Origin of the sequence: Nocardia mangyaensis (assembly GCF_001886715.1) — a bacterium.
GTDB lineage: Bacteria > Actinomycetota > Actinomycetes > Mycobacteriales > Mycobacteriaceae > Nocardia > Nocardia mangyaensis.
Window position 1 is genome coordinate 1,196,981 of record NZ_CP018082.1, and the last position, 14,240, is coordinate 1,211,220.

General features: G+C 69.5%; 16 protein-coding genes. 8 read left to right on the plus strand and 8 right to left on the minus strand.

Features of this window, described 5'->3' with window-relative positions:
- Positions 1-2 precede the first annotated feature (2 nt).
- From BOX37_RS05480 to BOX37_RS05490, 3 genes are all read right to left on the minus strand, one after another.
- The gene (locus BOX37_RS05480; RefSeq protein ID WP_156910271.1) at positions 3-545 is read right to left on the minus strand and encodes a YceI family protein; all 543 of its coding nucleotides are present in this window, start codon (positions 543-545) and stop codon (positions 3-5) included.
- A gap of 90 nt (positions 546-635) precedes the next feature.
- The gene (locus BOX37_RS05485) at positions 636-830 is read right to left on the minus strand and encodes a hypothetical protein (protein WP_071926684.1); all 195 of its coding nucleotides are present in this window, start codon (positions 828-830) and stop codon (positions 636-638) included.
- Positions 827-2,050 carry an MFS transporter gene (locus tag BOX37_RS05490; RefSeq protein WP_071926685.1) on the minus strand — a complete coding sequence of 408 codons (1,224 nt, stop codon included), beginning with the start codon at positions 2,048-2,050 and terminating at the stop codon, positions 827-829. The genes BOX37_RS05485 and BOX37_RS05490 overlap by 4 nt, the downstream gene beginning before the upstream one ends.
- 105 nt (positions 2,051-2,155) lie before the next feature.
- On the opposite strand from BOX37_RS05490, the gene BOX37_RS05495 reads away from it, so the two are divergent.
- From BOX37_RS05495 to BOX37_RS05505, 3 genes are all read left to right on the plus strand, one after another.
- The gene (locus BOX37_RS05495; RefSeq protein WP_240505214.1) at positions 2,156-2,998 is read left to right on the plus strand and encodes a DUF72 domain-containing protein; all 843 of its coding nucleotides are present in this window, start codon (positions 2,156-2,158) and stop codon (positions 2,996-2,998) included.
- Between the two features lie 112 nt (positions 2,999-3,110).
- Positions 3,111-3,656 (plus strand): Rv3235 family protein, encoded by a 546-nt coding sequence (locus tag BOX37_RS34825; protein WP_206045769.1) that lies wholly within the window; start codon positions 3,111-3,113, stop codon positions 3,654-3,656.
- 250 nt (positions 3,657-3,906) lie between these two features.
- On the plus strand, positions 3,907-4,497 hold the full coding sequence (locus BOX37_RS05505) for a DUF1707 SHOCT-like domain-containing protein (protein ID WP_071926689.1): 591 nt from the start codon (positions 3,907-3,909) through the stop codon (positions 4,495-4,497).
- Here BOX37_RS05505 and BOX37_RS05510 read toward each other — a convergent pair.
- Both BOX37_RS05510 and BOX37_RS05515 read right to left on the minus strand, forming a co-directional pair.
- A complete protein-coding gene (locus tag BOX37_RS05510) occupies positions 4,494-4,958 on the minus strand; it encodes a DUF4254 domain-containing protein (protein ID WP_240505215.1) in 465 nt (154 codons plus the stop codon). The genes BOX37_RS05505 and BOX37_RS05510 overlap by 4 nt on opposite strands.
- A gap of 160 nt (positions 4,959-5,118) precedes the next feature.
- Positions 5,119-6,264: an acyl-CoA dehydrogenase family protein gene (locus BOX37_RS05515; RefSeq protein WP_071926690.1), complete on the minus strand. Its 1,146-nt coding sequence runs from the start codon at positions 6,262-6,264 to the stop codon at positions 5,119-5,121.
- Between the two features lie 306 nt (positions 6,265-6,570).
- Between BOX37_RS05515 and BOX37_RS05520 the strand changes: the two genes are divergently transcribed.
- The 3 genes from BOX37_RS05520 to BOX37_RS05530 all read left to right on the plus strand — a co-directional run bounded on the left by BOX37_RS05520 (position 6,571) and on the right by BOX37_RS05530 (position 9,643).
- Positions 6,571-7,902, plus strand: coding sequence for a hypothetical protein (locus BOX37_RS05520; RefSeq protein ID WP_071926691.1), 1,332 nt, complete (start codon positions 6,571-6,573; stop codon positions 7,900-7,902).
- A gap of 76 nt (positions 7,903-7,978) precedes the next feature.
- On the plus strand, positions 7,979-9,250 hold the full coding sequence (locus BOX37_RS05525) for a hypothetical protein (RefSeq protein WP_156910272.1): 1,272 nt from the start codon (positions 7,979-7,981) through the stop codon (positions 9,248-9,250).
- Between the two features lie 81 nt (positions 9,251-9,331).
- Positions 9,332-9,643: a hypothetical protein gene (locus BOX37_RS05530; RefSeq protein WP_156910273.1), complete on the plus strand. Its 312-nt coding sequence runs from the start codon at positions 9,332-9,334 to the stop codon at positions 9,641-9,643.
- Between the two features lie 237 nt (positions 9,644-9,880).
- On the opposite strand, the gene BOX37_RS05535 is transcribed toward BOX37_RS05530, so the two are convergent.
- The gene (locus BOX37_RS05535; protein WP_071926694.1) at positions 9,881-11,209 is read right to left on the minus strand and encodes an AIM24 family protein; all 1,329 of its coding nucleotides are present in this window, start codon (positions 11,207-11,209) and stop codon (positions 9,881-9,883) included.
- A gap of 402 nt (positions 11,210-11,611) precedes the next feature.
- Between BOX37_RS05535 and BOX37_RS05545 the strand changes: the two genes are divergently transcribed.
- Positions 11,612-13,036 carry an amidase gene (locus tag BOX37_RS05545; protein ID WP_071926695.1) on the plus strand — a complete coding sequence of 475 codons (1,425 nt, stop codon included), beginning with the start codon at positions 11,612-11,614 and terminating at the stop codon, positions 13,034-13,036.
- On the opposite strand, the gene BOX37_RS05550 is transcribed toward BOX37_RS05545, so the two are convergent.
- Positions 13,037-13,267, minus strand: a complete 231-nt coding sequence (locus BOX37_RS05550; protein ID WP_071926696.1) for a hypothetical protein — start codon at positions 13,265-13,267, stop codon at positions 13,037-13,039.
- A gap of 205 nt (positions 13,268-13,472) precedes the next feature.
- Complete coding sequence (locus BOX37_RS05555; RefSeq protein ID WP_071926697.1) at positions 13,473-13,781, minus strand: MarR family winged helix-turn-helix transcriptional regulator; 309 nt, start codon at positions 13,779-13,781, stop codon at positions 13,473-13,475.
- Between BOX37_RS05555 and BOX37_RS05560 the strand changes: the two genes are divergently transcribed.
- Positions 13,780-14,172, plus strand: coding sequence for a cupin domain-containing protein (locus tag BOX37_RS05560; RefSeq protein WP_071931210.1), 393 nt, complete (start codon positions 13,780-13,782; stop codon positions 14,170-14,172). The genes BOX37_RS05555 and BOX37_RS05560 overlap by 2 nt on opposite strands.
- Positions 14,173-14,240 lie beyond the last annotated feature (68 nt).

Sequence of the window (14,240 nt, forward strand, 5' to 3'; positions counted from 1 at the left end):
GGTCAGCTCTGCAGGCCGACCTCGACCTCGAGGGAGAGGGTGATCTTGTCGCCGACCACGGCGCCGCCGTCGGCCATCGGGATCTCGGTGGTGATGCCGAAATCGCGGCGATTGATGGTGGCGGTGGCACTGAAACCGGCGACCGGGGCATCCATGCCGGGGCCGGAACCGAGGAATTCGACGTCGAGGGTGACCGGGTAGGTGTTGCCGCGGATGGTGAAATCGCCGGTCAGGCTGAACTCGTTGCTCAGCGGGCGGAATCCGGTGGCTCGGAAGGTGGCGACGGGATGGTTCTCGGCGTCGAAGAAGTCGGCGGTGCGCAAGTGCCCGTCGCGCTGCTCGTTGTCTGTGGTGACCGAATCGACCTTGATCTGCACATCGGCATCGGCCGAGCCGTCGGGGCGCACGACGAGTGCGCCGGTGAAATCGGTGAAGCGACCGCGCACTTTGCTCACCATCAGGTGTCGCACGGAGAACTGCAGCGTGGAATGGGTGGGGTCGATGACCCAGGTGCCCGCGGACAGGCCCTTGGCAGGTGCCGACATGATCTCTCCTCACTGAGCGAATCGGCCGGTGACGGCCGACGGGTGTGAAGCGATGACGTCGACCAGCCTAAACCAGCCTCGGCCCGACAATCAGTCCTCGCTGCTGGTGCGTTCGCCCAGGGATCGCAGCAGGGCCGGATCGGTCGAGGTGAATTGGTCGACCTCCTGACCACCCGTGCATTCGAACAGTCCGATCGTGACCGCGTCGCCGCGACGCCACAGCACCCGCCAGAGCGCGCCGGAGTGCTGCCAGCGGCGCAGGGTGTCGACCGGGTCGGTACTCACAGTCGTTCACGGTAGTTCGCCGCGACCAGGGCCAGGCAGCTCGCGGCGATCAGCGCGGTCACCAGATACATGACGGGATAGCCGAAGCCGAAGGCGCCGTGCAGTGAGGACAGCACCGCGGGGACACCGAAGCCGAGGTAGCTCACCGAGTAGAACACCGCGTTGAGCCCGGCCAGATCGCCCGGACCGGCGATGCGTTCGATCTGCTGCAGGCCGGCCACCAGACCGATGCCGTAGCCGCTGCCGAGGACGACGGCGGTCAGCAGTGTCACCCAGATGCTCAGGGTGGCCGCCGTCCACGCGGCGAGCACCATGCCGATCGTCAACAGGACCAGGGCGATCACCCCGGCGCGCGCGGTGCCGGGCCGGTCGATGCGGCGGGCCACCGACTGGATGGTGAAACCGCAGCCCAGCGTCACCATGGTGACCAGTGCGGAGAAGGCGATCGGGGCCTGTTGCACGCGCTCGAGCATGAGGGTCGGCAGCACGGCGTAGGCGGTGGCGTTGGCGGTGAACAGCCACAGCGCGATCGGCACCGCGACGCGCAGGAACCGGCGGTGCCCCGCGGCGGGGATCTTCATGTCGTCGCGCAGGCGGCCCGGCTTCGGCTGACGGGTCACCGTTTCCGGTGTCCTGGCCAACCAGAACGCCGTCGCGAGGCACAGCATCGCGTTGACGAGATAGGCGGTGGAATCGGGCAGCGGGCCCCACTGGGCGAGCGTCCCCGCCACGCCGGCACCGAGCGCGAAACCCGCGGTCAGGCTCATCGCCGAGCGGCGCGCGCCCGCCCCGATGGTGACGTTCGCGGCGAACGGAGGTTGGGACAGTTCCTTGAGCCAGCTGCCACCGACCGCCATCGCGAGTCCGAGCGCGACGCCGCACAGCATCCGGCCCGCGGCCAGCGTCGGGACCGAGGCCGCGCCCGCCGCCAGCAGCAGCGAGCCGGCCGCGGCGATCAGCGGGGCGGGCAGCATGAGTGGGCGGCGCCCGAAGCGGTCCGAGAGCGGGCCGCCGATGAGCAGCGCGGGCACGATGCCGAGGACGTAGTAGAAGAGCAGCAGGTCGACCGCGGTGAGCGGCAGGCCGTTGGCTTTGTACATGACCAGCAGCGGGGTGAACTCGTTGCCGCCCCACGCGATGGCGACCATGGCGGCGGACACGGCGAGCCAGGCGCGGGTTCCGAGGGCGGCACGGGGCCGCTCGGTGGTGAGAATCGCCATCACAGGCCCTTTCCGTGGTGCGCGCACCGGGGCACGCTCACGGGGCGAAATGGTGGCAACCGGTCTCATTTTAGGCGCGGCCGCTTGCTGTACTACCGTCGGCCTGTGCGGGAGCTGCGGATGGGGTGTGCCATGTGGACGCATCCGCAGTGGCAGCAGCGGTTGCCCGCACCCAGCGAGCGACTGCGGGCTTACGCCGGGCACTGCGGTGCCGTGGAGGGCAACACCACCTTCTACGCGACGCCGTCCGCGTCGACCGTGCGGTCGTGGGTCGAGCAGACCGCGCCGGATTTCCGGTTCGTGCTCAAGCCGCCGAGGGCCGTCACGCACGAGCGCAGGCTGGTCGACGCCGAGGGTGAGCTCGCGGCCTTCCTCGAGGTGATGGCGCCGCTCGGGTCACGGGTGCACGCGCTGTGGATTCAACTGCCCGCTTCCTTCGGGCCGGGTGAGCTCGGTGCGCTCGCGCGTTTCCAGCGGTCGTTGCCGAGTGGGCTGCGGTGTGCGGTGGAGGTGCGCCATCCCGCGTTCTTCACCGACGAGCGGGCCGCGGTGCAGCTGGAACGGGTGCTCGGCCGGATCGGCGGCGAGTGGGTGCCCTTCGACACCACCGTCCTGTTCGACGGCCCGCCCGGCGACCCCTCCGAGTACGAGGCCCGCGCGAAGAAGCCCCGCGTTCCCCGCCGAACGCGCGCCCTGACCGAGTACCCGATCGTGCGCTATCACGGCCGCGCCGACGAACAACGCACCATCGACGGCTGGCGGCCCTGGGTCGAGACGGTCGCCGATTGGCTCCGCGAAGGCCGCTCACCCACCGTCTTCGTTCACACCCCCGACAATGCCGCCGCCCGGCCCTTGGCTCGCCGCTTCCACGACGAGGTCCGGGCGCTTCTCCCCGCACTCCCGCCTCAACCCACTCCCGCCCCCGACGAACCGATGACTCTGTTCTGAGCCGGACACCGTGCGGTCCCCTGCATCGATTCCCCGGACGGTTGTCACAGGCTCATGGCATGCTGTGCGCCACCACTGGGGAGTGGGTGGGCACACTCGAAGGGGACGAGCCATGTCTACGGATCACATGACGTTGCGGCCCGCGCCGCACTGCGAGCCGCAGCTCGAGAGTCGGGCCGTCACGGGCGGAGATCGCACGCAGCGACCACCGCTGCGTCGAACCGACGGGCACGCCGGATCGGCGTATCGAAGGCCGGGTGGGGGCGCACCGGCGGGTGTCCGGCGGGCGGTACACGGGTCGTGCGTTGCGGCCACGCCGCCGGTCCGGCCGGATTCCGACACGGGGGCAAGGAAATTCGCCGAGTACGCCCTGCGGCTCGTGCTCGAGGTAGTGGACCGGCGCCGCTCGGTGAGTCAACTGCGCACCGTCGTCGATCCGAAGGTGCTCAGTGCGATGCGGACGGTGCTGAGCCAGGATCTGGCGCCCGGCCGCAGTCTTGGCACGGCGACGCTGGTGCGCGTGCATGTCAGTGCCGCCGAGCCGCACGCGGCCGAGATCTTCGCCTCCTACCAGCGCGGCACCCAGACCTTCGCGGTGGCGGGCAGGATCGAACGAGCCAGGGACAGTTGGCGATTGGTCGCGGTGCGACTGGGTTGACCACCCGCACCGGAGAAACGGCCCCCGCTGCCCGATCAGCGGGGACCGTGTGCCGCGGCCCGGACCTGGGGGAGGGTGGGTGTTGACTACCGGGCGCGGTGGAGCCGGTGCGCTGGGTTCCGTGGCCGTATCGGGCAGCGCACCGTGTGTTATTCGGTTCCAGGGGCGGTTGCGGCTTGGTGGGTGGTCGCCGCCGATGATTCGCTAGACTTGGGGGCGATGTCGAGTGCCAGTGAGAAAGGTCGATCCCATGACCGCGACTCCTGATCCTGACGGGCTGCTGTTGAGCGACAGCGAGCGGATGCACGCGTTGGATGCGCTCGGGAAGCATTTCGCGGATGGGCGATTGGACAGTGCGGAGTTCTATGAGCGCTCGGGGGCGGTTGCCGCGGCCAGGACGGTCGGGGCGCTCGATGAGCCGTTTCGGGGCCTGCCGGGTGGGGTGCCGCTCACACGGGTGAGCGGGCAATTGGCGAAGGTGCCGTTCGGGGAGGGCGCCGTGGCCGTGGGGGGCGACTCGACGACCTCGTCCGCGGCCGCTGAACTCTCGGCGCTGCGTGCCAGGGGCCATACGATCGAATCGATCGACTGGATCATCGTCGGCACCACGCTGATCAGTTTTCTCGTGTTGCAGGTGATCGTCGGGTGGGACTACGCCTGGATCGTGTGGCCTTCCCTGATCATCACGTTGAGTGTTCCGCGAATGGTCTTGCGGTTCAGTGATTCCGACGAGGAATTGTACGAGGAGCTGAAGGAGTCCGAGACCAAGGCCCGGAAGAAGCGGCTCGCGGCGGCCGCGAAACGGATCAGGGAACTCGAGGGCGACCAGCGCGCCGACTAATCGGCGGCGTCGGGGAGGCGGCGGGTGCCGGTGGCCACCTCGTTGACGAGATCGTCGTAACCGCAGGCCAATTCGTGAAGGCGGAGCTGGGCGGCGTGGAGTTGGGGTTCGGCGCCGCAGGCCAGGGCGCGGTAGGTGAGGGCGGCGAAGTGGGCCATGCGGTCGATGACGGCGCCGATGCTCTCGGTGTGCATGGGGGCCGTGGTGGCTGGTCGGGGCGAGCGGATGACCACCCATCGGTCGATCTCGCACACCAGACGGGCGCGCTCCCAGTCGATCTCGCTGGTGTCGCCGGGAAGGAGCTGTTCACGCCGTTCGTGCAGGGTGGCCAGTTCGTGCGCGGCCAGCAGCACGGGGTCGCCGTCGCCGGTGCAGCCGCACACCGCCTGCATCATCTGCGCGCGGGCCGGTAGTGCGGGGTTCGGGCCGGAGCCCGATGGCGCGTCGCCATCCGTGTCCACTGTCGCCGCACCGTCCTCGTCGCCCGCGTTGCCCACCGCTTCCGAAGGGCATTCGTGTCGGCGGCGGCGCCGGATAGGGTCGACGCGAAAACCGGCCGTGAACAGCGCATTGAGCGATGGCTGTGCACGGCCGGAGAAGATCGTCTCGGCGCGCCGGTCGTCACAGGCTGCGGGCGATGATCTCCTTCATGATCTCGTTGGTGCCCGCGTAGATGAGCTGGACGCGGTTGTCGACCCACATCCGCGCGATCGGGTACTCGTTCATGTAGCCGTAGCCGCCGAACAGCTGCAGGCAGGTGTCGGCGATCTGCATCGCGCGGTCGGTGGTCCACCACTTGGCCATCGCGACGGTCGGGATGTCGAGCTCGCCGCGGATGTGCTTCTCGACGCAGTCGTCGATGAACACGCGCGCGATGCGGGATTCGGTGGCGACCTCGGCCAGCTTGAACTTGGTGTTCTGGAAACCGAACACCGGGCGACCGAATGCTTCGCGTTCCTTGGTGTAGCGCAGGGTGTGGTCGAGGGCGACCTCCATACCCGCGACCGCGCCCAGCGACACGATCAGCCGCTCCTGTGGGAGCTGCTGCATGAGCTGGACGAAGCCCTGGCCCTCGGTGGCGCCGAGCAGGTTGGTCACCGGAACGCGCACGTCCTCGAAGAACAGCTCGGAGGTGTCCTGGCCCTTCTGACCGATCTTGTCCAGCACCCGGCCGCGCCGGAACCCGGCGCGATCGGCCTCGACCAGCACCAGCGAGACGCCCGAGGCACCCTGGGTGGGGTCGGTCTTGGCGACCAGGATGATCAGGTCGGCCTGCGCACCGTTGGTGATGAAGGTCTTGGAGCCGTTGATGACGTACTCGTCGCCGTCGCGGATGGCCTTGGCCTTGACGGCTTGCAGGTCGGAGCCGGTGCCGGGCTCGGTCATCGCGATCGCGCCGACGACCTCGCCACTGGCCATCTGGGGCAGCCAGTGCTGCTTCTGCTCCTCGGTGCCGTAGGCGAGCAGGTAGTGCGCCACGATGCCGTTGTGCAGGCTGACGCCCCAGGAGGTGTCGACCACGCGGGCCTGCTCCTCCATGAGCACGGCCTCGTGGGCGAAGGTGCCACCACCGCCGCCGTACTCCTCCGGGATCGACAGGCACAGCAGGCCCACTTCGCCTGCCTTGTTCCACAGGTCGCGGTCGACGTGGTGCTGCTCGCGGTACTTGTCGATGTTGGGCGCGAGTTCCTTGGCCATGAAGGCGCGCGCGAGGTCGCGCAGCGCGTCCAGGTCCTCGTTCATCCAACTGGACCGAATGGCGGCCATCGAGTCTCCTTACGGCTCGGCACAGCACCGGCCCAGACGTGACCGGTGGTTACGGATACAGTGTGGACCACTATTGGCGAGGTGGCAATAGTGGGTGTTTCGGCAACGTTTGCGCACCGATGGGGAAGAATGGTGGACGCGGCAGGGGTCGTGCCGGATGCGCGTGTCGCCCACGGCGCGCCGTGTATGGGGTGCGGTGTCGGAGCATCGGTTTCACACCTGCGGGTGTATGGACTAAGAATGGCGTGTGCCGTTCACACGTGTGCTCATCTGTCTGCCTTCGCGATTCCGGGGCGGTGGTCTGGCATGACCGTCGAGTCTCCGCTCGAGGACGACGTCAGTCAGCTCGCCCAGCGCGTCGAACGGGCGCGCGGGCGCCTCGCCTACCAGTTCGATCCAGCCCTCACCGACGCCCTGTCCGAAGACGAGCTGCGCGCTGAACGCGAACTGGCCGAACGCATCCGGGAACAGGATCGCGAACAGCGCTGGAAGCACACCCAGGCGATGGCCTCGGCCTCCGACCGGTCCCGACAGACCACCGAAGCAATCGAGAAGGCCGACATGCGAGATCTGCTGCTCGCCAGAAAGGCGATGGCCGCCCAGCGGCGCGAATCGAGCCCGCACGCGAAGCTGGCTTCGCTCTATCGGCACCGGTCGTGGTCGCTGAAGGCGTTGGCGGGCGTCGTCGGCGCCGGCATGCTCTGGTCGGCGGTGAACGTCCAGCAGAACATCGCGCCCGGCGGGCCGAGTGATCCGCTGTTCTGGTTCAGCTACCTGCTCGAGGCGATGATCAGCGTGTGTCTGATCATCATTATGGTCGGCACCAACAAGGTCGCCGAGTGGGGTGTCATCGACAACCGGCGCCAAGTCGCGCTCGCCGAGCTCGCGCTGCTCGGGCTCACTGTCACCCTCAACACCTATCCCTATGTGCGCGACGGCCGTTGGTACGACGCGGCGGTGCACGCGGTGGCGCCGGTGATGATCGGTGTCGCGCTGCTCATCCACGACGCGGTGAGCGCGCGCTACGGCCTGGCCATCACCCGTGCCACCAGCCAGGTCAGGGACATGCCCGATCCGGCCGAGAACATCATCAACCGGCAGGCCGTCGAGGGCGTGCGGCTGACGTATCAACCGCCGATGTCGGGGGCGGCGCGAGCCGAGGCGTTCGCCGCCGCCACGGAGGCCGCTGCCGCCGAGACCGCGCCCACCGTGCCGGTGACCAGGGAACCCGTGTGGACGCCGACCGAACCGGCCGCCAACGGCAACGGCAACGGTCGACCGACCGAGAAGCGCAGGCGCTTCGGCATCGGCAAGCCGTCGGGGGAGAAGGCCGCCAAGAAGGTCGCCGTCCAGACGCCCGCGCCCACGCCCGCGGCCGAGGCGCCCAAGGCTCCGGCCGAGCCCGCCGAGGCGACCAAGCCCGCCGATTCGGTCCCGGCCGCGCGCAAGAGCACCATCTCCGACATCGAGGCGCGAGTCGAAAAGGCCTTCGCCGAAGCCAACTTCGGCTACGAGGCCGTCGAGCCGGTCAACATCTACGACACCGGCCAGTTCCGTATCGCCGAGAGCCTCGAGCAGGAGCTCGCCGAGATGCGTGAGGCGCGCCGCCAGGCCCGCAAGGAGCGCGCCGGTTCCTAGCCCCGAGCGGCCACAACCCCGCTGAGCTGGGAGATTCGTGCTCATCGAGCACCGATCGGCGGCTATTGTGCTGCGAATGAACGGGCGTGCGATCGCGGTAGCTTCGGTCGGTGCGCTGTGCGGGTATCTCAGTGGTTACGTCATCGGGCACACGCGGACGAACTTCGCTGTCGTCAGCAGCGGCGGGCGGGCGAGCTGGTTCGGCTCCGGGCCCGCGTTGTCGGCGGTGGCGGCGGCGCTGGTCGCGGTGGCCATTGTGGTGGTGCTCAGTCGGTTGCGGGCGCGGTATCTGGTCGTGGTGGCGGTCGGGATCGCCGGGCTCGCGATGGTCGTCGCGGTGGCGGCGACGCAGGCCGCGGGGACGTCGTCGGTGCAATCGATCCTGGGTGGTGTCGGTGCCGGGCTGCTCATCGCGACCGCGGTGATCCGGCCGGAGGGGCAGCGCTGGTTCGTGGTCGGGGCGATGATCGCGGTGCTGTACGGGTTCCGGATCGATCAGAGTGTCGAAATACCGCGTCGCTACGGCGATTACCTGTCTACGCGCACCGTTCCCGACCTGCCGGACAGTTGGCCGTTGCTCGTCGCCGCTGTGCTCGCGTTGCTCGCGGCGGGGTTCGTCATCGGACAGGAGCGGGTCGAACCGGTGCCGTCGCGGCGTGCGCTGGCGGTAGGCGCCGGCGTGCCCTTGGGCGCGGGTGCGTTGGTGCTCGCCATGGGTGAGTTGCCCGGCAATCCGTCGGTGACGGTGGCCGTTGTCGCGGTGGTGGGGCTGACCGCACTCGGCTGGTGGCTGCCGAGGCCGGATGGGGTGTACGTGCTGGCGATGCTCGCCGTCGCGGCGGTGATCGCGGTCGACCCTTCGGTCGGTGACGGGCCCGACCGGGTCGGTGTGTCGGTTCAGATCGGGTTGATGGCGCTCGGCGCGTTCGTCGGGGCGATGTACCGAGCACCCGTGGCCGGAATCGTGCTGTGTGCGATGGTCACGGTGAGTGGGCTGGCGCCCGCACTGCTCGACAGCGGCGCGGTCGCCGAGTTCGCGTTCCGGTTCGCCGCGCCGACGGCGATCGGTTTCGTTGTCGGCGCGAGCCTGCCTGCCGCGTCGGCGACCGTGATCGGGCTGTCGGTGGTGCCGGTGCTCGCCCATTCGTTCGAGCGCCGAGTCCTGGTGGCCGGCTACGGTGACCCCGAGTTCGGCTGGCCGGCGGTGGAGGCCGACGCCTACACCGTGGCGCCCGGTCCGGCGTCGGCCTTCCTCGCGGCGACGGTGACAGCCCTTGGCTGTGCGGCACTGGTGCGCTGGCGGCGCCAACCTGTCGCGGACCCACTGGTCCACAGTGTGGGGCGCTGACGACGTCGACGACTCGTCCCGCGCAGTTGTCGTCGTAGGCGGTGGCCAGGTGCTCCCAGAAACGCGGGGAGAGGAGATTCGGTGAACGCGCGTTCGGTGCCGGTGGGCGGGCTCGGGCTGTTCGCCGGGTTGGTGGTGGGCTGGTACCTCGCTCACGCGGGGGTCGGGTCCTGGGTCGAGACGACGTGGACGGGGCAACCGGTCGCGACCGCTGTCGTGGAAGCGGCTGTCGTCGCGGTGGTGGTCTTGGCGGTGCTGGCGCGCGGGAATTCGCGATATCCGGTCGGGGCGATTGTCGCGGTGGTGTTCGGTGCACGCCTGGACAACCTGCTGCGACGGATCGGGTTCATGTCGTTCGAGGCGGCCGCGCAGAGACCGCCGACGTCACGGTGACCTGGCTTCTCCTGCTGGTGACCACTGTCGGTCTGGTGGTATCGGCATGGCTGTTGCGGTCCGAACGGGTCGGGAACGAGGTGTCGCGGCGCGGTGTGGCGCTCGGTGTCGGGCTGCCGCTCGGGGCCGGGCTGGCCGATTGGTCGTCGAAGACGTCTTCACCGCCGCACCACACCGGGTCGGCCCGACGATCGCCGCATGGCGTCGGACCAGGGCCGACCGAACAGGCTGAGCGTCTCAGCCGAAGATGCCGCCGGAGTGGCCTGCTTGCTGGCCGCCGCCCGTGCCGCCGATGAAGCCGCCCGGGGGCATTTCGGAGGGCTGGACGATGACGAAGCCGCGGCCGGAGAAGGACAGGGTGCTCGCTTCGCCGGTGCTGCGGCCGATCAAGCGGCCGAGGCCGAAGGAGTCGTTGCGTTTGATGCCTGTTTGCAGGCTCGACGACCAGGCGACGGCGGCGTTGGGGTCGGCGTAGGTGGCCTGGTCGACGGTGAGCACGACGGGGACGCCGTGGGTGGTGATGGCGATGCGGCCGCGGCCGGTGAAGACACAGTTGAACAGGCCTGAGCTGGAGGCGTAGGCGGCGGCGCCCTGGACGCGGGCGACGGTGTACTGCAACGTCGGGTCGAAGGCGAGGACGTTGGCGCCGTTGATGGTGAGCCCGTCGGTGCCGTCGAGGTCGATCAGGTGCACCTCGGCGGCGCTGTTGGCCAGGAACAGATCGCCGGTGCCGCTCACCTTCATCAGCGGCACACCCTCGCCGGTGAGCTGCTGGCGGATGGCGCGGCCGATTCCGCCGGAGCCCTGGGCCTTGAACTGCAGCTCACCCTGGTAGGCGACCATCGAGCCCGCGCGGGCCATCACCTCGCCGTTGAGCCCGACCCGGATCATCTTGCTGCCCTGCTTCATGATCCCGAGGCCGTTGACCTCGGCGTGCTTGGGGTCGAACAGGTCGCTGTGCACGGGCGGAGCTCCTTGCTGAGAAGAGAACGAAGAGTGCTGCGCGGGGGTATCGGCCGGAAGCGGCGGTGGCGGCGGCGGTGGAGGCGGAGGTGGCGCGGCGTCGGGTTCGTCGTCGAGGTTCACGCCGAAGGCCGAGGCGATGCCGGCCAGACCGTCGTCGTAGCCCTGGCCGATGGCGCGGACCTTCCAGGCCGCCCCGCGGCGGTAGATCTCCACGCAGACCACCGCGCTCTCGGTCGTGAGTCCGGCGATGGGGAAAGTCAGTGCCGCCGAACCGGATCCGATGGACGCGGTGAGCCGGCCGACGCCGGCGAAGGTGGCCGGTCCGCGGCCGTCGAGGCTGGCGGTGACCGCCACCCGGTCGACATCGGCGGGCAGGGCCGAGGTCTGCACCTGCACCACATCGGGTCCGCCGTTGCCGTGCCGGTAGACGACGCCGGGACCGACGGGCTGGTTGAAGAACACGAAGTCGGCGTCGGACCGGACCACGCCCGCGGCGTTGAGCAGCAGCGCCGACACATCGACCGGCACCGAACTGGTGACGGTGACGGTCAACTGGTCGCCGGGCGCGGGCCGGTTCTCGCCGGGAGCCAGCGCGGTCACGACGTGCCACCCGCGGATCGGGTGGTTCGTCCGAGGTGCATGCGTTCCACGGACTCGATAGTGCCGTGTACGTCGTCACCGCGCCAGCGGCACCCCTCAGCGCACCTGTTCGGTGGTGCCATCGGGATAGCGCTGGGCCAGTTCGGCGGGGTGCGGTGGGTGCGCGGGTCCTTGTGCCCGGATCGCGGTGGTCGCCACGATCACACCGTCCTGTTCGGCGACCCAGAGCCGATTGCGCGGGTGGCGCAGATAGGCGGTGTCGGGATCGATGACGGGCCGGGCCGGTCTAGCCGAGTTCGCTTGCCCGCAGCGGAGCTCGTCCCACTCGGCGATAGACCTAGTGGTCGGTGTGGATGTTCGTTACCGCTGCGAAGGGCCCCGTGCTCGGATTACCCTGCGGGTATGAGCTCCGCGGTCCATGGATTCACCGACGACGCACTCGGCACGCTCGACGCCGTCGGCGTCGCCGCCGCACTACGAGCGGGGGAGGTGAGCCGCGCCGAGGTGCTCGCGGCCGCGATCGCGCGTACCCGCCGGGTCGACCCGAGTCTGGACGCGGTCCAGCTCAGCTGTTTCGACCGCGCGACCTCGGCGCCGGAGACCGCGGGGGTGTTCGCCGGGGTGCCCGCGTTCGTCAAGGACAACACCGATATCGCCGGACTGCCCAGCTGTCACGGCTCGGCCGCGTTCACCCCGCACGCGGCCACCGTCACCAGTGGTCCCGGCGCGCAATTCCTGTACTCGGGCGTGATCGTGCTCGGCAAGTCGACGTTGCCGGAGTTCGGGCTCACCGCGAGCACCGAGTTCACCCATCGCCCGCCGACCCGCAATCCGTGGAATCCGGAGTACTCGGCGGGTGCGTCCTCGGGGGGCTCGGCGGCGCTCGTCGCGGCCGGTGCCGTGCCGATCGCGCACGCCAACGACGGTGGGGGGTCGATCCGGATCCCGGCCGCGGCCAACGGTCTGGTCGGGCTGAAGACCACCCGCAACCGCCTGCTCGATCAGCCCGGCGCGCGCAAGCTGCCGGTGCACCTGGTCGCCGAGGGCGTGCTCACCCGGTCGGTGCGCGACACCGCGCACTATCTGGCCGCCGTCGAACGATTCGGGGCGAATCCGACGCTCGCGCCGGTCGGTCTGGTCGAAGGACCGAGCGCGCGGCGGTTGCGGATCGGGCTGATCACCGCCGATGTCCTCGGACGCCCGGTGCATCCGGACAATGCCGCGATCCTCGACTCCGCCGCCACTGTGCTCGGCGGCTTCGGGCACGAGATCATCGAGACGCGCCTGGATGTGGACCCGCGCTTCATCGAGGATTTCAAGCTGTACTGGGCGGTGATGGCCGCGGCGATGACGCTGTCGTTCCGGCTGGGGCATCGCGAACACTTCGACGCACGCAAGCTCGACCCGTTCACCACCGGCCTGATCGGGCTGGCCAAGCGCAATCCGTTCGGTTCGGCCGCGGCCGCCTGGCGCCTGCGCGGCGGCACCGCCACCTACGACAAGCATTTCGCCGAGTTCGACGTGCTGTTGACCCCGGTGCTCTCACATCCGGCGCCGCGCATCGGCGAACTGGCGCCGGGCCAGCCCTTCGACGCGCTGTTCGCGAAGCTGGTCGACTACGTGGGCTTCACGCCGCTCAACAATGTCGGCGGTGGACCGGGCATCTCGGTGCCGCACGGTCTGCTGCCGGCCGGGCTGCCCGGTTCGGTGCAGCTCGCGGCACGCCGGGGCGATGAACGGACCCTGCTCGACCTGGCCTACCAGCTGGAAGGGGCGAGCCCGTTCCCGCGGATCGTTGACCGACCGGCCGCCGCGGGCGCCGCCTGATCAGTTCTGACGCGTCGCGACGTTGATCGGGCGTAGCCGTCCGGGGCTGGTGGTTCCGGCCTCGAACGCCCAATGCTCGCCCCGCCAGCCGGGAAAGTCGACCTGCCAGCGGTCGACCAGGCGCGCGTCCTCGAGCGAGGTGACCACACCGGCCGATCCGGTGTACTGCAACCGCTCGTACTTGTGGCGGGTGATGGTCTCGACCGTGGCGACGGTGGCGAGGGAAGGCATGGGTGGTTGACCTCCGGAGATCGTGGGAACGGCGGCGTGACGAGGGCGCTGACCGGGCCGGGCCCGGGGCGCTGCGGTGGCGCGTCACCGCTCGATTCCGAGTATGCCGTGCACCGCGATACCTCGCGCAGGTTTTGAAAATCCGATTCTTCGGATTAACGGCTACCTGTTCATCGCATCGTGCAGCCGGACCGAATGGTTACGGTCACCAGTTCGGGCGGACCCGACCGGGGACGACGACCTGGGCCAGGGAGCGGCCGAGTTCGGTGACGGCGGCGGCGCCGAGAGTGTCGGTCCAGTGCTGCGCGAACTCCGCCAGCGCGGCATCCGCGGCGCGCGTGCACGCCCAGCCGCGGCCAGTGAGGGTGATCAGGCGGGCGCGGGCGTCGCGTGGATGGGGATTGCGGTCGGCGTAGCCCCTGGTGACCAGGTCGTCGACCAATTGGCTGGCCGCCTGTTTGGTGACACCCAGATGCTCGGCGATCTCGCCGATGGTGGCGCCCTCGGGGGCCATGCGCACGAAGGCGAATCCGTGCGCGGGCCTCCGTTCCGCCGACGCGCAGGTGCATCAGGTGCACAACGCGCGGTTCACCTCGCTGATCCGTCCGGCCACGGGCAGCGCGCAGCTGTGCTTGTGGCAGACGGAGGTCACGGCCGGGGCCGGGGTGCCACATCGCATCCGCGGGGAGGAGGCTTTCGTGTTGCTCTCGGGCGAAGTGACGATCACCATCGACGGCGAGTTCGCGGTCCTGCGGCCGGGCGATGCGGCAGTGGCCCCGGCGGATTCGATGATCGCGCTCACCAACGCGGCTGCCGAGCCCGCGGTCCTGCTCGTCGCCGTTCGTGCCGGATTCGTCGCCGAACTGCCCGATGGGACCACTTTCGTTCCGCCCTGGGCATCCTGAGCCGTCTCGCCCCCTTTTTCCGGGGACTGAACTTGTAAGTTCGGCTCGCCTAACAATATAATTCCGGG